We start from the raw sequence: 25957 nt of genomic DNA on the forward strand, positions 1-25957 counted from the left end.
GATACAGGCGCTGTATTTCGATCACTATTTTTAAACAAGCATGTCAGCTGTCTGATATGAGATGTTGAGCTAAAAAATCCACCAGTAATCTAATTTTAGGTGCAACATTTCGGTTTGAAGGAAATACCGCCCAAATAGCTTCTTGCTTATCTTTGTACTCGGGGAATAGCTCAATTAGCTGACCAGAGGCTAGTGCTTTACGCACGTAAAACCCAGGTAGTTGTGCAATACCTAAACCAGCAATCGCAGCGCTGCATAGGGCATTCCCGCTGTTATACCGTACTCTCCCCTGTACAGAAATTGATTGAATTTTATTATCGATAAGTAAACGCCAATATGGCTGTGACCCCACCAGCAGCGAGTGCTCTTTTAACTCTTCGATGCTTTTAGGCTGACCTTGCTCTTTAAAATAATCCCTACTTCCGCACACAAATAAATGTCGGGTAGCGAGCTTTTTAGCAACCAACGTCGAGTCTTCTAATTTGCCAATGCGGATGGCCAGGTCGAGCCCCTGCTCTACAATATCAAGCTTTTCGTTTGAAAAGGTGCACTGCACGCTAATGCCGGAATACTTTTGCATAAAGGTATTGAGCAAAGGCGCGATGAAGGCTTCGCCAAACGCTACGGGAGCGGTAAGTTTAATGAGCCCTTGCGGCGATGCTTGTAATGCGCTTACTGCTAACTGAGCATCTTCAAGCACTTTTAATGCCGGTAATACTTGCTGAAAATACTGGGTACCCGCCTCAGTAAGTGACACGCTTCGCGTTGTGCGCTGTAATAATTTAACGCCAAGCTGCTTTTCGAGCGATGCCACTTTACGACTTATCTGTGCCACGGACGTATCGAGCTTGTTCGCAGCTCCGGTAAAATTGCCAACGTCGGCCACAGCACAAAATTCTGCTATTCCCTCAAGATATTTCATTAATGCCACTCGCTATCGATACGTTCTTCAACGCAGTACTTATTTCTTATTACATTCTATTTGGCAAAATTCATTATTACAAATATGAAATAGTGATTTACTAAAAACGTATTTATCATTAGTAATCCGTCTCCTATACTTTGGCCTATAAAGCATCATCGTATATTCATGATAAAGGAGTCATCACATGACATCGTTTAAAGATTCGTTGCAAGAAGGTCAAACGCACATCAAGTCAAAAGCTGCGGTGGCTTGGGGCCCGGGTGAGCCGTTAAAAATGGAAGAAGTTGACGTAGAGCTTCCTAAGAAAGGTGAGGTACTTGTACGCATCGTTGCAACTGGCGTATGCCACACTGATGCATTTACGCTGTCCGGTGATGATCCTGAAGGCGTATTCCCTTCAATTCTAGGCCACGAGGGTGGTGGTATTGTTGAAATGGTGGGCGAAGGTGTTACTAGTGTAGAAGTGGGTGATCACGTGATCCCTCTTTATACAGCAGAGTGCGGAGAATGTAAGTTCTGTAAATCAGGTAAAACTAACCTTTGCCAAGCGGTGCGCGAAACACAAGGTAAAGGCTTAATGCCAGATGGTACAAGTCGTTTTTCTAAAGATGGCGAGCCAATTTATCACTATATGGGCTGCTCAACGTTTTCTGAGTACACAGTTCTACCTGAAATATCGCTAGCGAAAGTAAACAAAAATGCGCCGCTAGACGAAGTTTGCCTGCTTGGTTGTGGTGTAACTACGGGTATGGGTGCTGTACTTAAAACTGCAAAAGTACAGGAAGGCGACACGGTTGCTATTTTTGGCCTAGGCGGAATCGGTCTATCTGCCATCATTGGTGCACGTATGGCAGGCGCAGGTCGCATCATTGGTATCGATATTAATGAAAGTAAGTTTGACCTAGCAAAACAGCTTGGCGCAACTGACGTGGTAAACCCACAGAATTTCGATAAGCCTATTCAGGAAGTGATTGTTGAAATGACCGATGGCGGCGTTGACTACTCGTTTGAATGTATCGGTAACGTAAACGTTATGCGCTCTGCACTTGAATGTTGTCACAAGGGTTGGGGAGAATCTGTGATCATTGGTGTAGCTGGTGCAGGGCAAGAGATTTCAACGCGTCCATTCCAGTTGGTAACAGGTCGTGTATGGCGCGGTTCTGCTTTTGGTGGTGTTAAAGGTCGCTCAGAGCTACCAGGAATTGTTGAACAATACCTAAACGGTGATTTTGGCCTTCAAGAGTTTATCACTCACACCATGGGTCTTAATGACATCAACAACGCGTTTGATTTAATGCATAAAGGCGAAAGCATCCGCTCTGTTGTGCATATGGATAAATAAGCATTAAAACCAAAGCGCAGATATTTTCGCATACAAAACAAAGGCCCGCAAAATTGCGGGCCTTTTCGTAATTACTATATATGTAAATCTACTTGACCCTCTTGCGTCTTATCAGCGCCAAAGCCGATAGAGGTAGCAATATTGCTAAGCTTGCCGGTTCAGAAACAGAAACACTGGAAACGCTTGCGGCAAAGCTAGGCGCTGCAGTTACCACGATATCGTCAACAAAGTTGCCATAGGTTCCTGTATTAATCGTAGAGAAACGAATAGTAGTCAGGGCAGTCTGTGCAACAAAGTCACCGTAGAATTCAGACCAGCTTTTAATCGCATGATCGTCAAACACCTGACTGAATAAAACGCTACTAGCATCACTAAGTATATCTAATTGAAAACTCTCTCCACTGCGTCGTGCAGCATAGGCAAATGACACATCGTAAGTGTTTCCGGCTTCAGTAGAAAAAGTCTGAAAAATCGAATATCGACCACCGTTTCCATTAGCATTTAGTTCAGCGTATTGGCTACCATCAAAAGCGTTTAAACGTTGAAAGTTATCCCATAACTCCATGTTTGTGCCGCTCCAGCCGTCTACAGATCCAGCGTTGAAGGCCTTCCAGCTATTACTTCTAATATCGTTATTTTCAAAACTACCGTTTAATATTAAATTAGCATGAGCGGACGTGCTCACACCTAAAACTAAAGATAGAACTGCTAACCACTTGCTCATTTACTTCTCCAAATCTACGCGCGATTCTATAAGTATATTTTATCAAGTGGTCCAACCTGTGTATCTTGTTCTTTAGCATGTTGTAGAAAAGTATAACTAAATAACCCCCTGCTCTAATGCCTTAAGCACTGCCCTCGTTCTATCTCTTACGCCAATATCTGATCTTCAACTGAATAAGGCACCTTCTTTGAAGCCTAAGGCGGTAAAAAGCTGAGGGCTTAACCCAAAATTTAACGGCTGTTATCTATGTTAGTGTTTGCGCTTGTTGACCTTTACTTAAAATCAAAGGTCAACTGGCCGCTAAACACAAAAGGTGGGCTTTGCCGTTTGGACAACACGCAATCAAATGTGTAACGTAAGAAGTGACAGCAACGCCTCTTTTAAACAGTGTTAAACTTGAGCGCTAAATTATGAAAAAGCCCCAGCCAGCAATAGATACAAGAATGAAAAATTCACTATCGTTTAAAAAGCCTACATTTAGGTTGATTGTTACCACTGCTTGTATCAGCTTAGGGCTAGGCTTAAGTACATCTGTGAACGCTCACGCTACAGCATCGAAAACGAGTACCGACACGCAGGTTACGGAAATCATTCCTACCCTATCGACGCTCACTAACTACCAAAAAAACGCGCCCTTTATGTACTCTTCAGGCTTGCCTGATGCCTCTCACCTTTCTTTGCTAAAAGAGGAAGGGGTGACACACGTTATAGATTTGATCCCAGGAAATCGATCGAGTGAGATTTTAACTACCTCAGAATTAGGCCTCGACTACTTTAATGTGCCCGTTGATTGGGAAGCTCCTACGTTGGCTAACTTTTTAAATTACGCGGCATTTATGCAAAGCGTAGATGTCAAGAAGGACAAGGTACTCACGCACTGTAAACTGAATTGGCGGGGTGCTGCTTTTACCTACCTTTATAGAATTAACGTACTGGGTGAAAGTGAACAAACCGCAAAAACAGACCTTATGGCTATTTGGCACCCGAATCCTACATGGTACGCGTTTATGAACGACGTTATTTCTCATTACAATGAGGTAAACGGTAAACAAGTAGCAATGTCGTTTGAGGCTGCCGCTCCTGAAAGCCATTAGATTTTTGGGCTACTTCATAGTTTTTTTAAACCACTTCCCCCCCTATTAAACATATATGAAATTTCAGATGCGTCATTGACACATACGAAATTTCATATACGATACATCACATACGAAATTTCATATGTGATGATTTTTATGTCGACTTGTTGTGAACCTGGGCAGTTAGCGCCCTTAGCATTTTTTAAATGCCTGTCGGAAGACACTCGCTTAAAGACGCTGCTTATGCTTAGCGTAAAAGGCGAGCTATGCGTGTGCGACCTGACCGATGCGCTTCAACTAAGCCAGCCAAAAATTTCGCGACACCTTGCAGATTTACGTAAATGCGGTTTAGTGCTCGATACCCGTAAGGGCAAATGGGTGTATTACCAACTTCATCCTGACTTACCTGCTTGGGCACTAGACGTTATCAAAAACACGGCGTCGAATAATAGTGCATACATCGAAGAGCCATTAGCGAACTTGCTCTGCGAGAATTGCTAACTCCTACGTAGTGTGGTGCAAATCAATAGTGATGATTGCATCTTGGTAAGCCGCCAGTTTTCTATTTTTCAATATTTTTTCAACTTTTTGATAGCTATTCAAAATAGCGTCAGCCAATTAAATAAGGTTTTTATATGAAGGTTTTATACATTTGTACGCACAACCGTTGCCGCAGTATTCTTTGCGAAGCGATCACTAATGCCTCTAACGGTAATGTAGAAGCGCGCAGTGCGGGCAGCCAACCAGTAGGTGAAGTACATCCTCTTTCTATTAAATACCTTGCAGAGCGCGGATTTGATACGAGCGGACTTAAAAGCCAGTCGTGGGATGAATTTGAAGATTATGACGCTGATCTTGTCGTCACCGTTTGTGATTCAGCGGCGGGTGAGTCATGCCCTGTTTATTTCGGTAAATCGCTTAAAGTGCACTGGGGCTTAGAAGACCCGTCAAAGTTAGAAGGTAGCGAGCAAGAGAAAGCCGCCGCATTTAACAACACCATAGATATTATTGAAAAGCGTGTAGCGGCATTAGCAGAACTTGCTGAGAAAAACTTAGATAAAGCAGCACTTAAAGAGGCACTATCAAAATTAGGCGCACAGTAATGAGTAAAGGTGAATCTATGAGCCCAAATGTATCCGAAAGCCCAGACATATCATCAGCACAAAGCCCTTCTGATAACGCGGTAATGGAGCAAATGCATAAGCCCACTATGGCTAACTTTGCATCAAAGTTTTCAGATCACAAGCCGCGCATTTTGTTACTTTACGGTTCGCTTAGAGAACGTTCTTACAGCCGCCTAGTTATAGAAGAGTCAGCGCGCTTGCTTGAATACTTTGGCGCAGAAGCCAAAATTTTTGACCCTCGCGGTTTGCCGCAGCCAGATACTGAAGATGATTCACATCCGAAAGTTAAAGAGTTACGCGAGCTTATGATGTGGTCTGAAGGTCAAATTTGGTGTTCACCTGAGCGTCACGGCAGCATGACCGGCATCATGAAAAGTATGATCGACTGGGTACCGCTTAGCCTTGGTGGCGTGCGCCCTACTCAAGGCAAAACGCTGGCCATTATGCAGGTATCAGGCGGTTCACAATCGTTCAATGCGGTAAATCAAATGCGTATTTTAGGACGCTGGATGCGCATGCTAACCATCCCTAACCAGTCTTCTGTGGCAAAAGCGTTTTTAGAATTTGAAGACGATGGTCGGATGAAGCCGTCACCTTACTACAACCGCATTGTGGATGTAGTTGAAGAACTGGTGAAATTCACATTGCTTACTCGCGACAACAAAGACTTTCTTGTTGATCGCTACTCTGAGCGCGTTGAAAGCGCAGAGGAAGTGAGCAAACGTGTTAATCAAAAATCGTTGTAAAACTGAGACAAGGTAAGCAGAAATGGGTTTCTTTGAACGTTATTTATCAGTGTGGGTTGGCCTTTGCATTATTGCAGGTGTGGGCCTAGGCTATGCTTTGCCTGGCCTATTTGAGTCTATTGCTGCGCTTGAATATGCACACGTAAACCTTGTAGTAGCAGTACTTATTTGGCTAATGATATACCCAATGATGGTGCAAATAGACTTTGGCTCTATTAAAGATGTGGGTAAAAAGCCAAAAGGCCTGGTGCTAACCCTTGTGGTTAACTGGCTTATCAAGCCTTTCACTATGGCGCTATTAGGCTGGCTATTCTTTAAAGGCATTTTTGCCGACTGGGTAGACCCGCAAACTGCCACTGAATACATTGCAGGTATGATTTTACTTGGCGTCGCTCCTTGTACTGCCATGGTTTTTGTATGGAGCCACCTTACCAAAGGAGATGCTAACTACACCCTGGTTCAGGTATCAATTAACGACCTTATTATGGTCGTTGCTTTTGCCCCGCTTACCGCTATGCTGCTTGGTGTAACAGACATCACGGTTCCTTGGGACACGCTGCTACTGTCTGTAGCCCTCTATGTAGTATTGCCGCTGGTAGCGGGTTATATCACGCGCCGCCACTTGGAAAACAAAAACAACAGCACGCAGAAACCAAGTTCGGGAAATAACGCGGTAGACGCGCTAGTAAGTAAATTTAAGCCGTTTTCAGTCATTGGGTTACTGCTTACTATTGTTATTTTGTTTGGCCTTCAAGCAGAAACTATATTATCGCAGCCCCAGGATATTGTGCTTATTGCGATCCCCCTGCTGATACAAACTTACGGTATTTTTGCTATTGCCTACTTTGCCGCAAAACGCATGAAACTACCGCACAATGTAGCTGCGCCAGCATGCATGATTGGTACGTCGAACTTTTTCGAGCTGGCGGTAGCCGTAGCCATTTCACTATTTGGTTTACACAGCGGCGCTGCACTTGCCACAGTGGTGGGTGTGCTGGTTGAAGTGCCCGTTATGCTTTCACTGGTATGGTTTGCAAACAAAACTCGCCACTGGTTTGACTAAGCAGTATTTTACAAACCTGTAGCGGTGAAATCGCGAAAATAAAAAAGGCGAGCCTCCTATGGCTCGCCCTTTTCATTTTTTAAATTCTTAAACCGCAATTGGCGCTTTATAAGTATCGGGAAGAATGAAACCAAAGCGTTGTAGAACCGACGTAAGTTCGTCACGCTTAATTGGCTTTTCAATAAAACCTAATGCGCCTAATGACATCACTTTCTCTTGCATCAATGGCTGAATATCACCTGAAATAACAATGACAAAAGTCTCAAGTTTGCGGCGTTTAATTTCGCCCAACACGCTGAGACCGCCCAGCACAGGCATTGTTAAATCTAATAATACAAGGTCAATAGTATGATGTGCTAATACTTCTAGAGCGTCCATACCATTTGACACTTCATAAATAGCTTCAGCGAACCCACTAGGCAAGTTACTTCTAGCCATTTTCCGTGCAAGCGCTGAATCGTCACAAATTAGAATATTAAAACCCATCAACTACAATCTTATAATTGGTTACTAATCCACCATTAGAATACATTAAACGAAAGTATAAGAAAATAATAAAAACATAGAATTATTGGCTACTTACTCGATAACTACACCAAACTCCCCTCTCTTAATAGCATGTTTTGTGGTAGATATAAGGCATAATAAAAAAGGAAAACATCCCTATGCAAGAGTTAGCTGCAAGCCAGGACAAAAACTTGGTGAGAAAAGTTGCCTATCAGATTCTGTCTCATTTCGATAAGAGTTACCGGTGGTTCACCCGAATTACACGGGGCGCTCAAGAAAGATTTGAAAAGGGTAATTGGAAAGAAACTCAGCTAGCCTCTAAAGAGCGCATTACCATTTATGAGCAAAGCCTTTCAGATGCTGTTGCCGAAATTTATCAGCTTACTCAGGTCCACCAAAAAGATGATGCTTTCTGGCAAGATCTTAAAAAAGTGTTTGCGCTACAGCTTGAGGGCCACCCGCAGTTTGAATTGGCCGAAACCTTTTATAATTCAGTGATTGGTCGCTTATTTAAGCACAGAAAAATAGACGACGACATGATGTTTGTTCTGCCTAGCCGCTGCTTTTTGCCTGGGCAAGACAGAGACAAAGTAGTCAACAGCTTTGACACCACCACTACCGTACGTGAGATGTACGAGTCGATATTCAAAATTTATCGATACAATATTCCGTTTGAAAACTTTGAACGGGACTTACAAAACCTCGAGACGGCCTTGCGCGCACGATTAAACAAAGAGCAACTAGCCAGTGTACAAGCCGTTGAGATCCTTAAGCCTACTTTTTTTCGTGGTAAAGCGGCTTATTTGATTGGTCGCATTTGTATGCCTGACGAAACCCTGCCGTTTGTCATCGCCATGCGAAGATACAACGAGCCACATATGTTCGTTGATGCCCTTCTGACCGACCGCAAGGATTTAAGCGTAATTTTTGGTTTTGCCCGTAGCTATTTTATGGCCGACACGCAAAACCCAGCCGAGGTTGCCGCTTTTTTACAAGAGTTATTGCCGAATAAAAAACACTTTGAGTTATATATGTCGATGGGGCATTACAAACACGGCAAAACTGTTTTCTATCGCAACTTCTTAGCACATATGGACGAATCGAATGACAAATTCGAGGCCGCGCCAGGCATTCGCGGCCTGGTGATGATGGTTTTTCATCTCCCCTCTTATGGCGTTGTTTTTAAAATCATTAAAGACGAGTTTGCTGAAAGTAAAAAAATCACCCGTGAGCACGTTAAGGAATGCTACAAGTTAGTAAAAATGTCAGACCGTGTGGGTCGAATGGCTGATACTCACGAATACGTAAACTTTAGGTTTCCGTTAGATAGAATTGAACCCGAGCTAATCGAAGAACTCAAGGAAACGTGTGCTTCGAGTTTAGAATTCACAGAGTCTGAGCTAATTATCAAACACATGTATATTGAGCGAAAAATGACACCGCTAAATATATACCTTCAAGAAGAAACCGACGATGAAAAAATAACCCGTGCGCTTGATGAGCTGGGTCTATGTATTAAGCAGATTGCCATGGCAAATATCTTTCCCGGCGATATGTTGCATAAAAACTTTGGTATTACCCGTCACGGTCGCGTGATCTTCTATGACTATGATGAAATTTGTTTAATGAACGAACGTAATTTCAGGGAGTTGCCAAAATCCGATGACCCCTATGCTATTGATACACTCTCAGTAGCACCTAACGACGTATTTCCCGAGCAATTTGAGCACTTCATCGTTGGTAAGCGAAAGTTCAAAGATATACTTAAGTCATTGCACGGCGACTTAATGACACCTGAGTACTGGCACGGCGTACAAAAGAAGTGTGCCCGTGGAGATGTGCAGCATTTTACCCCTTATAACCCAAGCATGCGCTTTGACAAAGGTGAATAGGTTGAAAGCGCGAATAAATAGCACCTTTACGAACACCTCAACCCAACGTTCAAAGGAATAAAGAGCCCTATATACAAGGACAAATTTTAGCTACATGCGAAAAAGCTTAAAAGTGATCGTTTTAAGACATATAGCTCGTAAAAGACGCAAAGCGATATTGCTTTTTGACTGCTTGTTCTCGCCTGCTGCTTGTTAAATACCGCATATAGGTATCAGCAACGCCAGACAAGTGTGTGAATGTAGATAAACAGAAGAATCCTGATAATGAAAGTGCTACTTGTAGAAGATGATCCAAAGGTTGCCTCGCACATTGCAAATGGACTATTGGGTGAAGGGCATGAATGTATTACTGTAGGTGATGGAACATCAGGCTACCAACAAGCTGCTAGTAACGAACTAGACGCGGTAATCCTAGACGTAATGTTACCCGAACTCGATGGTTTCACTGTGCTTGAGAAGCTTCGCGAAGAAGGTAACACGACCCCTGTTTTATTACTAAGCGCTAAGAGCCAAGTTGAAGATAAAGTCAAAGGCCTGCGCACAGGCGCCAACGACTACCTAACCAAACCTTTCGCCTTTGAAGAGCTGCTTGCTCGCGTAGAAGGTTTGGCTGGACGCAATAAAGACGGCGAAGACAAAACCTTGATAAAGGTTGGCGATCTCACGCTAGACTTGGTTAACCGTAAGGTATTGCGTGGCGATCAAGAAATTGACCTTCAATCAAAGGAATTCCAACTGCTTGAATGTCTACTTCGTCACAAAGGTAAAGTTGTGACGCGAAGCATGTTGCTTGAACAGGTTTGGAATTATCATTTCGACCCCCAAACTAACGTGATTGATGTTCACATTAGCCGCCTGCGTCAGAAAGTGGATAAAGCGTTCAATGTGCCACTTATTGAAACGGTAAGAGGAACGGGCTACCGCATAGCGGACGGGCTTGCATGATAGCAATACGCGACTTTACGCGTAGTTCAAGTTTTCGCGTAGGCGTATTGCTCACTACTCTTGCTTGCATTGCCATTGTTCTAATTGTTTATTTTTGGCGATTAACGAGCAGCGACCTGTTCATTTCTGAGTCTAATGCTGCCGTTAATGCCAAAGCGAACGCCCTTGTAACGCTTTATGAAAACCTCGGTATTGATGCCGTTAAGTCGGCCATTATAAGCGACAATAACCTACCTCCTTCTGGCGCGAAAACACCCTCTTCTTCATTCGAACATTTGCGATCATTTGTCGTACTGAGCAAAGATGAGCAAGTAGTTGCGGGGAACTTAGCATCTATCCCACTGGTATTAGAGCGGCACAAAGGGGCTAACTTCGATACTTCAGAAATTGTTATTACTCGGCCTAACAGCTCATCAAGGAAAACCTTGCGCCAAGCATTGATGAGGGAAGATGTACTTGGGGACTATATCCTCTATGTCGGGCGTGGTATCGATGATTTATATAGCGCCCAGTGGTTTGGCAAAACCTTTAGCTGGATCATTGTCGTGTTGCTTTGTGCCTTAAGTATTCTAAGCTTCGCTATTGCCGTGTATGTGGTCAATCGAATTAACCGTATGTCTCAAACTGCTGATAAGATTATAAAGACTGGCAACCTTGAAGAGCGGCTAGAGATTGATAGCAATTGGGACGACCTCAGCAGTCTTTCTTTCGTTTTCAATCAAATGCTGGACACCATTGAAAGCTCGGTCAATAACATCAAGTCAGTCACAGACAGTATTGCTCACGACCTGCGCACACCGCTTTCAAGGCTTCGTAATACGCTAGAAAGAATTGAAGACGATCAGCTTAGAGAAGACACTACACAAGAAGCAGATAACCTGCTGAATATGTTTAATAGTTTATTGCGCATAAGCGGTCTTGAAACCACAAATAAGAAAGAGGGTTTCTGTAGTACCGATGCCCGAGCTATTGTAGAAGACGTGGTCGACCTTTATCATCCCCTAGCCGAGGAGCGTAACATTCAGCTGTCCAGTCAGCTTGAAAGCGTGACTATGCTTGCCGACCCTAACTTACTTTTCCAAGCCGTCGCTAACGTATTAGACAATGCTATCAAGTACTCGAATGAGGATAGTATGGTTACTGTACAGCTAACGACTACACCTCGCCATGTTGTTATTGCCGTCAATGACGCAGGAATAGGCGTTGGCGAGCATGAAATTATAAATTTAGAGCGTCGTTTTTATCGCGCTGATGGCAGCAGAACAAGCAAGGGGAATGGATTAGGCTTATCACTTGTCTCGGCAATAGTGAAGCTGCACGATGGTCAAACTTGGTTTGTACACGACCCGTTAATGCAAGGAAACGGGCTGGGTGTTGTTTTTTGTTTTCCCATTAGTCTGCGTCAAAATTAGCTAGTCTGAATCTGTAAATAGTAGGTACTATCAAGATACCTAGTGCGCTAAGTTGTACTCGACAAATTTACTCTTCTTTTTCTTTTTCCGAATGCTGACCTATAGATGATACAGGTCAGCAAAATTTCCAGTTTAGCGAGCATTCCAGAGCTATAATTGCAAATTATCAATCGGTTTGCTTCTGCATAAAAATAGTAACTTCGGCCATCACAATACCGAACTTACGAATGTACGAACGGTTCATCATGGTAGAGTCATCGAAAGCCCAAAACCAGTCATCAAACGTTACTGAATAGGTCGTATCGTCTACCGGTAAATCCATCTCGTAGTGAAAATTAAATGCATTGCCGTAGCTGGTGCCTTTTGCAGGCCCATCAATATCACTCGCTTTGCCTACAAAGGTGCCATCGCCCTGCTTTACAATAGTCCATGTGCGGGATTTTGGACCTTCGCCAACCCCATATTCAAAGGTTTCATCAAGCGTCAGGGTATCGCCCTCTATTGAGCCATCAATGTTTACCACAAACCTTTGTACCACCTCACCTGAGCGGTTTTGTACTATACCCCACGCCTTAACGTTTCCATCGAAAAACTGCTCAATATCGAAACCCGGAGATACCGACTGATAGTCTTCACCATCGACTGACACAGAACATCCAGATAGCCCTACCATGGTCAATGCAGCAAACCCTACTCCTAAACATAACTTCATCATATTTTTTATCATTTTACTTATCCTGCTCAACTAACCTTGCTTGGTTTTATTTCTATAAAATCACTAAGCTAATCGTTCCCGAGTAACTTTTTTCTAAACTTAGGTTCCGACGTTTCATCACTTAACCAGATATCAAAAAAACGTTGCGTAAAAGTTTTGTCGCTTATCTCATCAGCTTTTTCGCCGTTTACGTAGAACACGCTTGTGCCTTCTTTCGTTGCGATCCCCGTAATTACATCGCCTTCACTAACGTCAGGAAAAATACGCTCCATTAGCGACAGCCATTTATCAGCATCTTCGGCAGCGATATCACCTTGTTTTTTCATTTCATCAATAGAGCGCTCGGCAATCTTTTTTCCTTCAAGATCCCGTTGGTAGGTCAAACGAAGTGCAAAAGGAGGCTGACCAGCGTATTTACCTTCAGAAGCAAAAAGCTCACCTGTATATACGTCCCAAAAGTAGTAAGAAAACATGCCTTTCCCCACCAGTTTCGCATTGGGAACATATTCATTGATATTTTCTGAATCATACTCTTGCGCAGAGGCGTTGTTTGACATGATGACAGCGCTCAGTGATATGGAAACAAAAATAGCAAAGGTGGATACTGCTATTTTATTAACGTAAGACATAAAAAAAGCGCTAGCGTTTTTTACGTAATGAAGAAGCCATGATGGGGTGTAAATCACAGGTTTTCGTGAAATACCGTTTTTATTAGTAACCATAAAAATGCTCTTATAAAGCGTAATAAAAATTACAGGTCTTTTATTGAATTTCTATCTGGTTATACTCTTGCCAATGTCCAATTGATCAACTGTCCCTAGGCTCTCATCGTGCTTTCCCTTGATGAATTTAAAACGTCACTCACTCTTCCCTCGCCTCTTATTCCTTTCAAACCGAACTGGGAGGGTGCAAGCAAGGTATCGCTTTATGTTAAGCGTGACGATGCTATTCACCCTGTGATGTCAGGAAACAAATGGCGAAAGCTAAGCCATGCGCTAACGAGCCCTTTGCCAAACCACGTCATCAGTTTCGGCGGCGGCTTTTCTAACCACCTTCATGCGTTGGGATTTGCTTGTTACAAACTTGGTATTCCCTTTACCGCCATTATTCGCGGCGACTACAGTGCTGCACCATCGCCAATGATTAAGGATTTAATGCAGTGGCAGACTCGCATTGAATATGTAAACAGAATTACCTATAACAAGCGTAACGATAGTACTTATTTAGATGAACTAAAGCTGGAGTTCCCCAATGCGATTATCATTCCTGAAGGTGGAAGCCAGGCCCTAGCGCTTCAGGGGATAAAAGATATGGTCGATGAAATCGAGGTAGACTTCGATTTTATCGTTGCCCCTGTCGCAAGCGGCGCCACATTGGCGGGAATTATAAATGCATTAAATAAACGTAATAGTTTAATGGCTACTGACTTTCGTTCTCATTACAAAGCCATTGGCATAGGTGTACTAAAAGGTGAAGGCTATCTAGAGGGGTTGGTTGAGCAATTTCTTACAACATCTAGCCAGACACATTGGCATATTGATCATAGCTACCATTTTGGTGGCTACGCCAAAGCGCCAAGTGAGCTTCAAACCTTTTGCAGCGATTTCAATAACACTATGGAATTTGAAATAGAGCCAGTTTACTCGGGCAAAGCTTTCTGGGCCGTTAAAGATATGCTGGCTAAAGGTAAGTTTGAGGATGGTTCACGCATCGTCGTATTGCACACAGGTGGTTTACAAGGTGCAAGGTAAAACCTTGTTATAACAAAGTATTGTTTTAACTACGTATGAGTGATACAACTAAATTTGTGAGCATGCTCACAATACTCATAAATAATAAATTAACGATAACAATAAGAAGTTTGTCGCAGGATGCGGCATAAAAACTAAAGCTTGCTACCTGCAAACTTCATCAAGGAATGATTATGAAAGATATTTTCTTCTTCGACTCAATGCTAACCCCTAAAATAATTACTTTTGTGTACTGGCTATTGCTTTTAGGGTCGGTTGTAAGTGGCGTAACAACAATGTTTGTGGGGTACGACGCGAGTTTTGTATACGGCCTATTTATCATCGTGTCTGGCTGTATTGGCGCAAGAATCTGGTGTGAACTACTTATCGTTCTCTTCAAAATTCACAGCAATCTTCAAAAAATTGCGAATAAAGAGTAGTGTTATGCGAATGCTATCGCTTCATTAAATAGCGATAGCATTCCGTTTATCTCTTAACCCAGACCTTTACATCAATCTGCAACAGGATAGCCAAACAACCTTTTTAACTTTGCTTTTATTCCTTTTGCCTGCTGAAGCTGTTCAAGAAGCACGCCTAATTGACTGAAGTTGGCGCTTAGGGGGTTATCATCTGGCATTTTTCCAACGATGCCGTACTTGATACTTATTTTTTTATCTTCTTTAACGAAAGTGCCGAATAACTTATCCCAGATGATAAGCACCCCACCGTAGTTTTTATCGATATAAGGCTTATTGGTTGCATGGTGAATGCGGTGATGAGTAGGCGTGTTGAAGATATGCTCTGCCCAGCCTAAATGACCAATCGTTTGCGTATGTACAAAAAACTGATAAGCAAGATTTATTGCGACAATGGCGAAGACCAAGCTGGGAGAAAAACCAATAAGTATCATTGGTATCCAAAAGAGCCACATGCCCACGAGTGGGTACAAGATACTTTGTCTAAACGCTGTGGTGAAATTCATTTTTGTTGAGCTGTGATGCACCACATGGGCGAGCCAAAACCAGTGTATGTTGTGTGAAGCCCGATGAAACCAGTAGTATAAAAAGTCTTGTAGGATAAACCCTGCAAAAAGCGATACTGCCGTAAGATCTATGTTAAATAGAGAAAACTGGTGCAGCCAAAGAAACAAAGGCATTAGTAGTAATAGTACCAAAGCATCAGAGCCCTGATGAAGCAGTGCAAGTAAAGCATTATTCACGCTGTCTTTTACATTATAAAACTGCCGTGCCTTTTTGAACTCCACAAAAACGCATAGTAAGAAAACCGGGCTCAAGCCAAGCAAAATAAGTTCAACGGGGATCAAAACGTGCTCCTAACTTATTCAAACATTGCGCTATGTCGTGTTGTAAAAGGCGTGTTAGTAGCCAATTGGGTATATACCAAGGCGCCCAACAGCTAATGCGATAAGAAACTTTGGTTAGGCTACCCTGTGCGGAAAATCTGATAACTCCCCGATGATCTTTTACTGGAAAGTCGTCAACAACACGATATTCAATGCCATCTGTGTCTGCTTTAACAATCTCTTCTTTAAAGCTAACGCCTAGAATACTCACTTCTCTCACACAGCCCACCCCGCCACTGACTTCACTATTATTTTCTGCTCTTAATACCTTAAACGAAGCGTTAAAGAATTCGCTTAAATTCTGGTGGTCAAGCAGCGTATCGCGAAGCACTTGTGGCGTTGCATTAATAACTCTTTGGTAGTGAACGTCAACCATTTACGATATGTCCTCTTCTCATGGCTATTAGCATAAATTGACATTCATATTTGATCTTGCGTTAATACGTCATGATTTTTGTTATTTTGCGACACACCTATGCCATCAGTTTCTTTTGCCTATATTCAAAGTATAGAAAGCTATTTAACTAGCTTAGAAGTTGATACAAAAGGACTGTCGCGACTCACGCAAAAGCATAGTTCACTTTCAGGTTCCCCCCGTGTTTCCATGGAAGCCTATATCGAGCTGTTAAACCAAGGTGCATCGCTCACCAATAATTCATTATTTGGGTTTGAGTTAGGCAAACATATTCAGGCAAAAGATTATGGGGTGTTGGGTTACCTCGTTGAAAGTTGCGAAAATTTAGCTCAAGCCATAGGGGCGCTTACTCGGTTTGATGCGCTAGTCGCAGACATCGGCACAACAAACGTATTCTTTGAATCTGATAATGCCCGTGTTGAATGGGTGCCTAAAAACTTAGATTGCAAACAAATGGTATTGCGCAATACCACCGCGTGGGTAGCGACCGTTTATAAAATATTGGGTTCGGCCTGCCAATTAAATGCTATTTCCTTTACTTTCTCTTTAAGTACATTGGAAAAAGATAGATTAGCCCAGTGGTTTAACTGCGAGGTGATTGATTGTGCCCGCACTAACGCCATTATTTTTCCCCTACACTTACTGCATGTTCCCTTCACTAGTGAAAATAAGGCTATGTTCAGCGCGCTTATAGAAGTGACAGAAAAGGAAATGAACGAATGCAAAGGGGAAAGGTTTGCTCAAACCAACAAACGCCATTTTAACCTTAATTCTCATGAAGATATCGCCCATAAAGTCGTTTCGCTTTTAAACGCTAACCCTACGCTAAAGGGATGTAATCAAAAGCGTATGGCTGAAGCGTTATTCATAAGCCCACGCACACTGCAGCGGAAGTTGAAGCAGAGTAACACCAGCTTTCAGCAAATTCTTGATAGTGAGCGCAAATCTCGTTTAGACGATCTTCTTAAACAATACTCTATTGCCGACACCGCTGATTTATTAGGGTTTCAAGAGCAATCATCCTTTACCCACGTGTTTAAAAAGTGGTTTTCCACCACACCGCTTAAGTATCAAAAACAGCTAATATCAAAAGAGTAATCATGTCTCGCTATTAACCCTCGGCGCAGGCGCTATTTTTGGTTCGAAAAAAGATGCGTGCTTTATAAGCTTTTAGTCTGAATAGGCAATTTTTTACTATCAAAATTATGATTATTAAACTAATGTGACTGAGAATGCGTAGGTATTATCAGGTGTACAGCAACGCTAACTCACAGGAGATACGCTATGATCGACCGTCCAGTTACATTGCCAACGCAGTTAAATGCACTCGTGTCAAAGTCACTAAATCTATGTGAGCTTATGTTACCCGTGTGTGATGTGTTTTATCCTTTTGCTGCTATTTATGAAAATGGTCGCATCGGCTGTATATTTGCCGACGAGGCCGGAACTAAAAAGCGCGAGTCACAGCTTATCGAACAGCTTCAGTGGCGAATAATCGATACCACCACAGATACAAATAGTTACAGCGTCTTAGTGTATGCTGCGGCAGTTAACACTCAAGACAGTAAAACGGTTGATGCTATTGCCATTGCAACTGCAACGCCAAATCACGAAGAACGACTTATTCTTTACCCTTACTACAAAGTAGACAATAAAGTAGTCATTTCTCCGCCTATCGATACTGTAACCCGTTAGCGAAACAGCGGTAGGGAAAATGTTATTTTTTAAATCACCTAGTACAGACCGGTATCAGTTACTAAAGTAGTCTTTTGAGGTAGTGCCTACCAGTGTGTGCACTACCTTTTACATTCGTTGTTACGATTAAAATTTTTTGTCCTTTCATAGGCTGTCTTTGCTTGCCAAATCCCATTGGTCTGCTAGCATTCAGCCCAAAATTCATTAGCAAAATTAGGGATTAGTTATTATGTCTCGCGTTTTAATTATTGGTGCTGGCGGTGTTGCGTCGGTAACTGTGAAAAAATGTGCACGTTTACCGCAACATTTCGACGAAATTTACTTAGCAAGCCGCACGGTATCTAAGTGTGAAGCACTACAACAAGAAGTAGGTGCAGATCGCGTTAAGGGTGTTTTCGCTGTTGATGCCGACAACGCAAAAGAAGTTGAAGCACTTATCAACGAAGTAAAACCAGACCTAGTAATCAACCTAGCGTTGCCATATCAAGACCTTCCAATTATGGATGCATGTCTTGCCACTAACACAGATTACCTAGACACCGCCAATTACGAGCCTAAAGACGAAGCGAAGTTCGAATACTCATGGCAATGGGCTTACCAAGACAAGTTCAAAGACGCAGGCATTATGGCCCTTCTTGGCAGTGGCTTCGATCCAGGTGTAACAAACGTATACACAGCGTATGCAGCAAAGCATTACTTCGACGAAATTCACTACCTTGATATCGTGGATTGTAATGGCGGTGATCACGGCCAGGCTTTCGCGACTAACTTCAACCCAGAAATCAATATTCGCGAAATTACTCAGCGCGGTCGTTTTTGGGAAAACGGTGAGTGGAAAGAAACGGATCCACTAAGCGTACGTGAAGACCTAGATTACCAAAACATTGGTGTTCGTGCGTCTTACTTGATGTTCCATGAAGAACTAGAGTCTATTGTTAAGCACTTCCCTACGTTGAAGCGCGCACGCTTCTGGATGACCTTTGGTGATGCTTATCTTAACCACCTGCGTGTACTTGAAGGTATTGGTATGACTAGCATTGAGCCAGTTGAATTCCAAGGCCAGAAGATTGTACCTCTAGAGTTCTTAAAAGCAGTACTGCCTAACCCTGGCTCACTTGCTGAAGGTTATAGCGGCATGACGTGCATTGGTACTTACATCACAGGTATTAAAGATGGCAAAGAAAAAACTATCTTTATCTATAACAACTGTGACCACGCGAAGTGTAACGAAGAAGTGGGTGCGCAAGCCGTATCTTACACCACAGGTGTTCCTGCTATGATTGGCGCGGCGCTTATGCTTAACGGCACGTGGAAAGAAGCGGGTGTTTGGAACATGGAACAATTCGATCCAGACCCATTCATGGAAATGCTTAATGAGCACGGCCTACCATGGCACGTTCTTGAATGTGAAAGCAGCCCTTTCACTAAATAAACGATATCCAAGGGCGCTTTATTTAGCGCCCTTTTTTGTTATCGCTATAACTGCATTCGAAATAACTCAAATTATCTTAGATTGTTAAACTGCACTAGTCAGCCGCTTTTTGAGCTAAAACCTGTTCTGTAATACATTAGACATCTCATTAATGCTGTAAGCAGTTTTATTTTTTGGAGCTTTACCCATTGACCGATTTAACTCAACGCACTGATATTCCTTCTCCTTGCTATGTGCTGGAAGAAGAAAAGTTAATTAAAAACCTTGAGCTGATGAAACGGGTTCAAGACGAATCAGGTGCCCGCATCATTCTGGCGCTGAAAGGCTTTTCAATGTGGTCATGCTTCGACATTATTAAACAGTATTTACACGGTGCAACAGCAAGCTCGGTTTGGGAAGCTAAACTCGCAGCAGAGATGGGTAAAGAAGTTCATGCTTATTCTCCAGCGTACAAAGTTAATGACGCTAAGGAACTAGCGAGCCTTGTTAATCATCTGTCTTTCAATAGTTTGTCTCAGTGGAATACGCATAAAGAAACCTTATCTAACGTTTCGTTAGGCCTTCGCATAAACCCTGAGCATCAAGAGGCAGATACGCCACTGTACGATCCAGCAGCGCCAGGCTCGCGCTTAGGCATACGCGCCAGTGAACTAGAAGGCGTAGACCTGACGGGTATCGAGGGTTTTCACTGCCACAACCTTTGTGAGTGTGATTCTTTTGCTACTGCACGCACCCTTGAAGCTATCGAAAAGCGCTTTGGTAAATGGCTTGGTCAATTGAAATGGTTGAACCTAGGTGGCGGTCATCTTATGACCCGAGACGGTTATGATGTTGAGCACCTTATTAAAACACTAAAAGACTTTAAAGCCCGTTACCCACACCTAGACGTTATCTTAGAGCCAGGCTCTGCGGTTGCGTGGCAAACAGGTCCTCTAATTTGCGAAGTGGTTGATATGGTGGAAAATGATGGGGATATCGCTATTTTAGATATTTCAGCCACTGCTCACATGCCTGATGTATTAGAAATGCCCTATCGCCCGGCTATTTTAGGTGCAGGTATGCCAGATGAAAAAGCACATAACGTGAAGCTTGGCGGTAATTCCTGCCTTGCCGGTGACGTCATAGATGTCTATTCCTTCGACACACCGTTAAAAGCAGGCGCTCGTTTGCAGTTCGAAGATATGATGCACTATACCATGGTAAAAACTACCTTTTTTAACGGTGTAGAGCACCCTGCTATCGGTATTCTGCGAGCTAACGGCGACTTCGAGCTAGTTCGTGAGTTCAGCTACGAAGACTTTAAGGGCCGTTTGTCTTAAACGTAGCCCTTCATTAAAAAGTATACCAAAAGCTAATTGATCATTATTTGATCAATTAGCTTGTTCCCAATCTTCTCTAGTGCTATTTTGTGGGTGTTGAGTCGTCAAAAGGGAATTTCGACCTACCGCCCTATTCAAGGTGAGTCTCTAATCTCCGTCGTCTTTTGTTCAACACCGAATTCAGGTGTTGTATCAAACCATCAATAATTGCCTGTCTCGGTTATATCTTATCTTTATCAGAGGAATTGATCGTGAGAAGGAATAATCTAGGCTCAAACTGTGCAACTCAAGTACACACATTTGCCAAACCTATTGTATCTGCGCTTAGTGCGCTACTTTTAACTACGGCTTGTATGTCGACAACTCCTTCTATGGGAGGCGGAAGTTCTGGCGCAGTAAGTGGTGGCGCCGGCGGCGCTACGGCTTCTAATAATAATGCGCAACTAGAGAATTGTGACGAAACACTCGGTACATTAAGTGTTTTTGAAGATACAAGTTTGCCCTGGTGGTCAGAGTATCGCAGAACTTACCCAAAACTCGGCAGTACCATCCCTGTTATCAGGTTAATGATTCAACAGTCTAACTGTTTTGTTATTGTTGAGCGTGGTCGTGCTATGAATGCAATGAACACCGAGCGTCAGCTAATGCAATCAGGACAACTTCGCTCTGGTTCTAACATTGGGGGCGGTCAAATGGTAGCAGCTGATTACACGCTCAGCCCATCAGTACTATTTGCCGAAAAAACGCAGGGTGGTAAAGCCATAGCAGGTGCACTATTTGGTACATTAGGCTCTATCGTAGGTGGAGGTTTTAGCAAGAATGAAGCGGCTACCTCATTGCTGCTTATAGATAACCGCTCGGGTGTTCAGGTTTCTGCTGCAACAGGCAGTGCCGCAAATCATGACTTTAGCTTATTTGGTGGCATGTTTGCTGGCGCAGCCGCAGGCGGCGCTGGCGGCTTCTCAAAGACACCTGAAGGCAAAATGCTAGTAACTGCATTTGCTGATTCTTTTAACCAGATGGTGATCGCACTTCGCTCTTACAAAGCGCAAGAAGTTGAAGGTGGTTTAGGTAAAGGTGGAAAGCTAACTGTGGGCGGTGCAGATGATGCCATGCCGGAGGCTACCGACGCACCGGCGATAACCACCTCAACAACAACCACTGCCGTTTATGTTGACAATACTCCCTCTAGGGTTACCGTCTCAGATCGCAAGTCTTATAACTTTGATGTAGATGAGTACGATGAGAAAGCCTTCAATAGGTACTACGACTGGCTGAAAAACTATGGCCCGTTAATGACTGCATTTGTTTCTTTCGACCCAGAGAATAATAACCCTAATTGGCCTGGCGGCATGTCCATGGCGGCAGCTGCTACTATGCTTTTAACTCAGCTAGACTCTCATCGCATTGAACTTGAAGCGTGGCCATATGAAGCTAGGGTTCAAGCTTGGAGAAAAATGGGAAAAAGGTTGGAAAGCCACACTGAACTGTTTGAGCGAAACCGGACATTAGCGCTTCGAAATGAAAAACTTGACGACGAAGTTCGTCAAGTTATTGAAAGCATACAGGTAGTAACAAAAGAAAGTCTGTTCCCAGAGGGCATTTAGTTTTTAATACGTTTTAACCGAAGCCGCAAATTGCGGCTTCGGCTCTCAATACTATTGATACTAGTAACGTATTATAGCTATACCACACCACTACCCGAAGTAGCTTCAGATTTATCAATCTCTCCTTCAGCTAGGACGTCATCACCGAGTTCTATTTTAAAAGTTGTACCTGGCTTCCCCTGCAGGCTGTAGCGAAAGCCGTACATCTCACCCTCGTTTAATGAAACGTCCGTCACATCATTTGGGTGAATTAAATCGTAAACGCCAGAGTCATTCGCTTGAGAGAATATATCTACCAGCCATTTGCCATCAGACATGGTGATCTTAAGTGTCTTTGTCATCTGCGTCTCCTTTAGTAACCAGTCTCTTTACCTTGGACTACCATACAAAATACTTTGTATTTCGCCGATGACGCTTAAGATCAATCTTTCTTAACGCAAACTACCCTTTTGCATCTAGTCCTGCTTGATATAATGCATTCTTTTTCAAATTATAATGACTTGCTACTACAGCCGCGGCTTTTTTCAACGGCATGTACTCGCACAAAGTTTGCAGTAAGGACATTGCTTCACTAGGTATCGCCTGTTCATTTACCTTGGCTGGACCTATCATCACTACAAATTCGCCTTTTTGATGTGCTGGATCGGCGTTGAGATAATCAATCACATCTTGAGCGCTGCCGCTCACATAGGTTTCAAAAGTTTTAGTCAACTCTTTAGCTACAACAATGTGGCGTTCGCCTAATACACGCTGAATGTCAGTAACCGTATCTAGAATCCTTCGTGGGGCTTCATAGTAAACTGTCGTGAAAGTTCTATCTAATAGCGCTGATAGTACACCCTCCCGCGCTTGGGTTTTAACCGGCAAAAAGCCTTCAAAAGTGAATTTATCTGTAGGCAGTCCTGATGCGCTTAATGCAGTAATTGCGGCACATGGTCCCGGCAAAGCACTAACTGGAATACCTTGCTCGCGGCATTTACGCACTAAAACAAAACCAGGGTCGCTGATAAGTGGTGTGCCCGCATCACTTATCAAAGCAACAGATTCACCGCCTTTCAAACGTTCGCAAAGCATAGCTGTACGTTTATCTTCATTATGTTCGTGAAGTGAAAGGGTTTTAGTTCCAATACTAAAGTGCTGTAGAAGTCGCGCGCTATGACGGGTGTCCTCAGCAGCAATCCAGTTAACTTCACTTAATACGCGAATTGCTCTAGCACTGATGTCATCTAAGTTGCCAATAGGCGTAGGAACAATATATAGAGTGGCGGTGTCTGTCATAACAGTGGTTAAGTCTTACGTTAAATTGAAAGGTTATGCGATAAGTGTATCACGCCATTAGTCCAGATTATGCTGGCAAGCGTAGATTTTCACACTGGTTAAGATAAACTTGACCTATAACGATGTAAAAGGAATGAAACTGTGCGTCATATCGGACAATCTGGAAAAATCTTTACGCTATCAGCCATTGCTTCGGTATTGGTATTATCGGGTTGTGGGAGCACGCCAAAAACTCAGTCGAAACCTGTAGTAGTGGAACCTACTCCAATTGAAACCACCCAGGTTGAAGAGAATGTCACGCCTGAGCACAAACTTCTAGAGGCTAAGAAGGTATGGGAACGCACCCGCGATAAAGAACAGCGTAATAGCTTATTACTGCAAGCTGCTGACTTATACCTTCAAAACCAACAACCTGTATTAGCGCAGCAGGTGTTGTTTGAAGTTAAAGAAGATGGTGTGTCAGAACGCAACCACTCGTACTATTCCCTTTTAGTTACCAAAGCCTATGCAGGAATGCCTGATGCGTCAGCAGATGAATTACTGGCAATGCTGGACGGAGTAATGGGTACAGGTGAAACTGCATTTCAAAAAGCAGAACTTCAAACTCAGCTGTACTCACAGCAAGGTAATTTTGCAGCAGCAGCCAATAGCGTGCTACAAACGAATTTGTCAGACGAAGATAAAGTACAGCGGGTGTGGCAGTGGCTCACTTCCATACCGACAGAAACGCTTTCAACAGTAGGAAAAACGTACCCCTCTCTTTCCCCTTTCATCACGCTTCGCGAGTTGACTGAAGCGAATGCTTCATCGCCCGCGACATTGACAACAGAACTTCAAAATTTTCAGCAAGTTTATCGTGGCCACATTTTAGAAACGACCTTGCCTGACAATGTGCTTAAAGCAACACAGCTTATCGATGCAGGCGCCAATGATATTGCAGTATTGCTGCCACTCTCTGGGCGCTTAGCGCGTACGGGGCAAGTAGTAAAAAATGGTATAATGTCGGCCTATTACACTGATGTTGAAAAACGTCAAGATGAACACTTACTGCCACGCCTGCGTTTTATTGACACAAATGGCGTTGATACGCAGCACCTCCTTGATGAAATTGGCGACACCAAATTTATTGTCGGACCGCTGCTGAAAGATACCGTAGAGAATTTGATCCCCAACTTGCCTGTTGGGGTGAACGTACTAGCATTGAATCGTCTAGAAGAACTGATAGACCAAGTAAATGCAAACGAAACTCCGACCAAAAGTAGATTAACGACATCATCAAACTCTACGTTAGATAGTGGCACTGATTCGGCGGGAAGCATACTGACGGATACAGAGACCCAAGAAGAGTTGCATGCACTGGATCTAGCCACTTCGTTGAACTATTTCGGTCTTGCACCAGAAGATGAAGCCAAGCAGCTTGCTGAATATATCTTCAACAAAGGCTACCGTGCACCTATCGTTATTGCGGCCCAAAGCAGTTTGTATCAGCGAATGGACACCACGTTCAAAACGCACTGGAGAGCGCTTAACAATAAAGAGAACAAGCGTCGCACTAACATAACATCGGTTACCTTTAACGACAGTAATTCACTTCGCGAGGGTATCACTCAAGCACTCGATGTTGCCCAAAGCAATGATCGCATTAATCAAATTGAGTACATGACCAACGATGAAGTATACAATATGCCTCGCAGCAGGCGGGATATTGATGCCATAGTTGCGTTTGCCTCTCCGCAAGACACAGAGCTGCTAAACCCAATAATTGAAGCGAGCTTAAACCCTTACGACGGTAAGCAAGTTCCTGTTTATGCTACATCTCGTTCGATGGACTACGACAGCGGAAAAAACCAATGGCGTGATTTACAAAATGTGCATTTTATCGATATGCCATGGTTAATGCCTTCACACAATTGGCAACCTCTTCAGCAAGAGGTCGAGCAGGCTTGGCAAAATCAAAATACCATGCAAAAACGTTTGTTTGCGTTTGGCTTTGATGCCTACCAGCTACTTCCACAGCTAGGTATGCTCAACACGCTGAAGTACCTTTCACATGAAGGCTTGACCGGAACCCTTTCGCTTAATGAGAAAGGCGAAGTCATTCGCCAGCAGCCTCAAGCTATGATCCGTAACGAAAAAGTACAGGTGCTGTCGGAGTAAGATATGTCGAAACTGCAAGGGAATGCAGCAGAAGACAAAGCCTGTCAATATCTTGAGGAACAAGGTCTTAGGCTTCTGTGTAGAAACTACCGTACGCGACGTGGTGAGTTAGATATTGTAATGCAAGACGGCAATACTATTGTGTGTATTGAAGTCAAATACCGGAAACGGAATCACTTTGGCAGTGCAATAGAATTTGTAACGGCTAAAAAGCTAAACCGAATTCATGCTGCGTTTGGCTTCTATTTGTTAGATAATAACCTGAATCCAGCATCTACGCCTTTACGGATAGACGTTATTGCCATAGATGGAAGCAATCTTCAGTGGCTAAAGAACATTGGATAGAGGCTCTCACATATAGTTTTATAGTTTATGTTCGCTTAAATGGAAGAATATAAGTGTTGGATGTGAACGCGTTTAAGAATAAATGGCAAGGCCTTTGAGTAAGAGCTATGCCATTTGTTTTATCTTAGTTTTACAAGCTTTCTTC

Annotated in this window: 27 protein-coding genes; 18 read left to right on the top strand and 9 right to left on the bottom strand. The window is 43.2% G+C overall.

All coding sequences use genetic code 11. The features are described from left to right. Positions 1-43: 43 nt before the first annotated feature. Positions 44-922 (bottom strand): LysR substrate-binding domain-containing protein, encoded by an 879-nt coding sequence (locus PCAR9_RS15150; RefSeq protein ID WP_179984328.1) that lies wholly within the window; start codon positions 920-922, stop codon positions 44-46. Positions 923-1109: 187 nt separating this feature from the next. Here PCAR9_RS15150 and PCAR9_RS15155 point away from each other — a divergent pair, with 187 nt between their 5' ends. Then, the gene (locus tag PCAR9_RS15155; RefSeq protein ID WP_179984329.1) at positions 1110-2267 is read left to right on the top strand and encodes an S-(hydroxymethyl)glutathione dehydrogenase/class III alcohol dehydrogenase; all 1158 of its coding nucleotides are present in this window, start codon (positions 1110-1112) and stop codon (positions 2265-2267) included. 88 nt (positions 2268-2355) lie between these two features. Here the strand turns inward: PCAR9_RS15155 and PCAR9_RS15160 are convergent, their stop codons facing one another. Continuing rightward, positions 2356-2991, bottom strand: coding sequence for a DUF642 domain-containing protein (locus PCAR9_RS15160; RefSeq protein WP_179984330.1), 636 nt, complete (start codon positions 2989-2991; stop codon positions 2356-2358). A gap of 443 nt (positions 2992-3434) precedes the next feature. Between PCAR9_RS15160 and PCAR9_RS15165 the strand changes: the two genes are divergently transcribed. From PCAR9_RS15165 to arsB, 5 genes are all read left to right on the top strand, one after another. Next, complete coding sequence (locus PCAR9_RS15165; protein WP_232091223.1) at positions 3435-4085, top strand: protein-tyrosine phosphatase family protein; 651 nt, start codon at positions 3435-3437, stop codon at positions 4083-4085. Between the two features lie 138 nt (positions 4086-4223). After that, positions 4224-4568, top strand: a complete 345-nt coding sequence (locus PCAR9_RS15170) for a metalloregulator ArsR/SmtB family transcription factor (RefSeq protein WP_179984332.1) — start codon at positions 4224-4226, stop codon at positions 4566-4568. 134 nt (positions 4569-4702) lie between these two features. Continuing rightward, a complete protein-coding gene (locus PCAR9_RS15175) occupies positions 4703-5170 on the top strand; it encodes an arsenate reductase ArsC (protein ID WP_179984333.1) in 468 nt (155 codons plus the stop codon). Further along, on the top strand, positions 5170-5937 hold the full coding sequence (gene arsH, locus PCAR9_RS15180) for an arsenical resistance protein ArsH (protein WP_179984334.1): 768 nt from the start codon (positions 5170-5172) through the stop codon (positions 5935-5937). Before PCAR9_RS15175 ends, arsH begins: the two co-directional genes overlap by 1 nt. Positions 5938-5959: 22 nt before the next feature. Further along, positions 5960-7000 carry an ACR3 family arsenite efflux transporter gene (gene arsB, locus PCAR9_RS15185; RefSeq protein ID WP_179984335.1) on the top strand — a complete coding sequence of 347 codons (1041 nt, stop codon included), beginning with the start codon at positions 5960-5962 and terminating at the stop codon, positions 6998-7000. Positions 7001-7087: 87 nt separating this feature from the next. Here arsB and PCAR9_RS15190 read toward each other — a convergent pair whose 3' ends face one another. Then, complete coding sequence (locus PCAR9_RS15190) at positions 7088-7486, bottom strand: response regulator (protein ID WP_179984336.1); 399 nt, start codon at positions 7484-7486, stop codon at positions 7088-7090. Positions 7487-7665: 179 nt separating this feature from the next. Here PCAR9_RS15190 and aceK point away from each other — a divergent pair, with 179 nt between their 5' ends. The 3 genes from aceK to PCAR9_RS15205 all read left to right on the top strand — a co-directional run bounded on the left by aceK (position 7666) and on the right by PCAR9_RS15205 (position 11756). Beyond that, positions 7666-9399 (top strand): bifunctional isocitrate dehydrogenase kinase/phosphatase, encoded by a 1734-nt coding sequence (aceK, locus tag PCAR9_RS15195; protein ID WP_179984337.1) that lies wholly within the window; start codon positions 7666-7668, stop codon positions 9397-9399. Between the two features lie 264 nt (positions 9400-9663). Beyond that, complete coding sequence (locus PCAR9_RS15200; RefSeq protein WP_179984338.1) at positions 9664-10344, top strand: response regulator transcription factor; 681 nt, start codon at positions 9664-9666, stop codon at positions 10342-10344. Beyond that, on the top strand, positions 10341-11756 hold the full coding sequence (locus tag PCAR9_RS15205) for a HAMP domain-containing sensor histidine kinase (protein WP_179984339.1): 1416 nt from the start codon (positions 10341-10343) through the stop codon (positions 11754-11756). Before PCAR9_RS15200 ends, PCAR9_RS15205 begins: the two co-directional genes overlap by 4 nt. A gap of 166 nt (positions 11757-11922) precedes the next feature. Here the strand turns inward: PCAR9_RS15205 and PCAR9_RS15210 are convergent, their stop codons facing one another. Together PCAR9_RS15210 and PCAR9_RS15215 are read right to left on the bottom strand one after the other, a co-directional pair. Continuing rightward, positions 11923-12483 (bottom strand): DUF3833 domain-containing protein, encoded by a 561-nt coding sequence (locus PCAR9_RS15210; RefSeq protein WP_179984340.1) that lies wholly within the window; start codon positions 12481-12483, stop codon positions 11923-11925. A 56-nt stretch (positions 12484-12539) separates the two neighbouring features. Continuing rightward, positions 12540-13193: a chalcone isomerase family protein gene (locus PCAR9_RS15215; protein ID WP_232091224.1), complete on the bottom strand. Its 654-nt coding sequence runs from the start codon at positions 13191-13193 to the stop codon at positions 12540-12542. A gap of 108 nt (positions 13194-13301) precedes the next feature. Here PCAR9_RS15215 and PCAR9_RS15220 point away from each other — a divergent pair, with 108 nt between their 5' ends. Further along, complete coding sequence (locus PCAR9_RS15220; protein ID WP_179984341.1) at positions 13302-14222, top strand: 1-aminocyclopropane-1-carboxylate deaminase/D-cysteine desulfhydrase; 921 nt, start codon at positions 13302-13304, stop codon at positions 14220-14222. A 173-nt stretch (positions 14223-14395) separates the two neighbouring features. Beyond that, positions 14396-14641 (top strand): DUF4282 domain-containing protein, encoded by a 246-nt coding sequence (locus PCAR9_RS15225; protein ID WP_039232003.1) that lies wholly within the window; start codon positions 14396-14398, stop codon positions 14639-14641. Positions 14642-14712: 71 nt separating this feature from the next. Here the strand turns inward: PCAR9_RS15225 and PCAR9_RS15230 are convergent, their stop codons facing one another. Both PCAR9_RS15230 and PCAR9_RS15235 read right to left on the bottom strand, forming a co-directional pair. Further along, a complete protein-coding gene (locus PCAR9_RS15230) occupies positions 14713-15525 on the bottom strand; it encodes a sterol desaturase family protein (protein ID WP_179984342.1) in 813 nt (270 codons plus the stop codon). After that, complete coding sequence (locus PCAR9_RS15235; RefSeq protein WP_179984343.1) at positions 15512-15940, bottom strand: SRPBCC family protein; 429 nt, start codon at positions 15938-15940, stop codon at positions 15512-15514. The genes PCAR9_RS15230 and PCAR9_RS15235 overlap by 14 nt, the downstream gene beginning before the upstream one ends. 99 nt (positions 15941-16039) lie before the next feature. Here PCAR9_RS15235 and PCAR9_RS15240 point away from each other — a divergent pair, with 99 nt between their 5' ends. From PCAR9_RS15240 to PCAR9_RS15260, 5 genes are all read left to right on the top strand, one after another. Further along, positions 16040-17077, top strand: coding sequence for an AraC family transcriptional regulator (locus tag PCAR9_RS15240; protein ID WP_179984344.1), 1038 nt, complete (start codon positions 16040-16042; stop codon positions 17075-17077). A 186-nt stretch (positions 17078-17263) separates the two neighbouring features. Next, positions 17264-17674 carry a hypothetical protein gene (locus PCAR9_RS15245; RefSeq protein ID WP_179984345.1) on the top strand — a complete coding sequence of 137 codons (411 nt, stop codon included), beginning with the start codon at positions 17264-17266 and terminating at the stop codon, positions 17672-17674. Positions 17675-17903: 229 nt separating this feature from the next. Then, a complete protein-coding gene (locus PCAR9_RS15250; protein ID WP_179984346.1) occupies positions 17904-19106 on the top strand; it encodes a saccharopine dehydrogenase family protein in 1203 nt (400 codons plus the stop codon). 188 nt (positions 19107-19294) lie between these two features. After that, positions 19295-20425, top strand: a complete 1131-nt coding sequence (gene nspC, locus PCAR9_RS15255; RefSeq protein WP_179984347.1) for a carboxynorspermidine decarboxylase — start codon at positions 19295-19297, stop codon at positions 20423-20425. Between the two features lie 251 nt (positions 20426-20676). Then, entirely contained in the window at positions 20677-22032 is a 1356-nt protein-coding gene (locus tag PCAR9_RS15260) for a CsgG/HfaB family protein (RefSeq protein ID WP_179984348.1), read from the top strand. Positions 22033-22109: 77 nt separating this feature from the next. Here PCAR9_RS15260 and PCAR9_RS15265 read toward each other — a convergent pair whose 3' ends face one another. Together PCAR9_RS15265 and rsmI are read right to left on the bottom strand one after the other, a co-directional pair. Then, the gene (locus PCAR9_RS15265; RefSeq protein ID WP_179984349.1) at positions 22110-22373 is read right to left on the bottom strand and encodes a hypothetical protein; all 264 of its coding nucleotides are present in this window, start codon (positions 22371-22373) and stop codon (positions 22110-22112) included. 100 nt (positions 22374-22473) lie between these two features. Continuing rightward, complete coding sequence (gene rsmI / locus PCAR9_RS15270) at positions 22474-23310, bottom strand: 16S rRNA (cytidine(1402)-2'-O)-methyltransferase (RefSeq protein WP_179984350.1); 837 nt, start codon at positions 23308-23310, stop codon at positions 22474-22476. A gap of 141 nt (positions 23311-23451) precedes the next feature. Between rsmI and PCAR9_RS15275 the strand changes: the two genes are divergently transcribed. Beyond that, a complete protein-coding gene (locus tag PCAR9_RS15275; RefSeq protein ID WP_179984351.1) occupies positions 23452-25467 on the top strand; it encodes a penicillin-binding protein activator in 2016 nt (671 codons plus the stop codon). Positions 25468-25470: 3 nt separating this feature from the next. Continuing rightward, a complete protein-coding gene (locus tag PCAR9_RS15280; protein ID WP_179984352.1) occupies positions 25471-25812 on the top strand; it encodes a YraN family protein in 342 nt (113 codons plus the stop codon). The last annotated feature ends 145 nt before the right edge of the window (positions 25813-25957 follow it).

Origin of the sequence: Alteromonas macleodii (genome assembly GCF_903772925.1) — a bacterium.
In the GTDB taxonomy this organism is placed as follows: domain Bacteria; phylum Pseudomonadota; class Gammaproteobacteria; order Enterobacterales; family Alteromonadaceae; genus Alteromonas; species Alteromonas macleodii_A.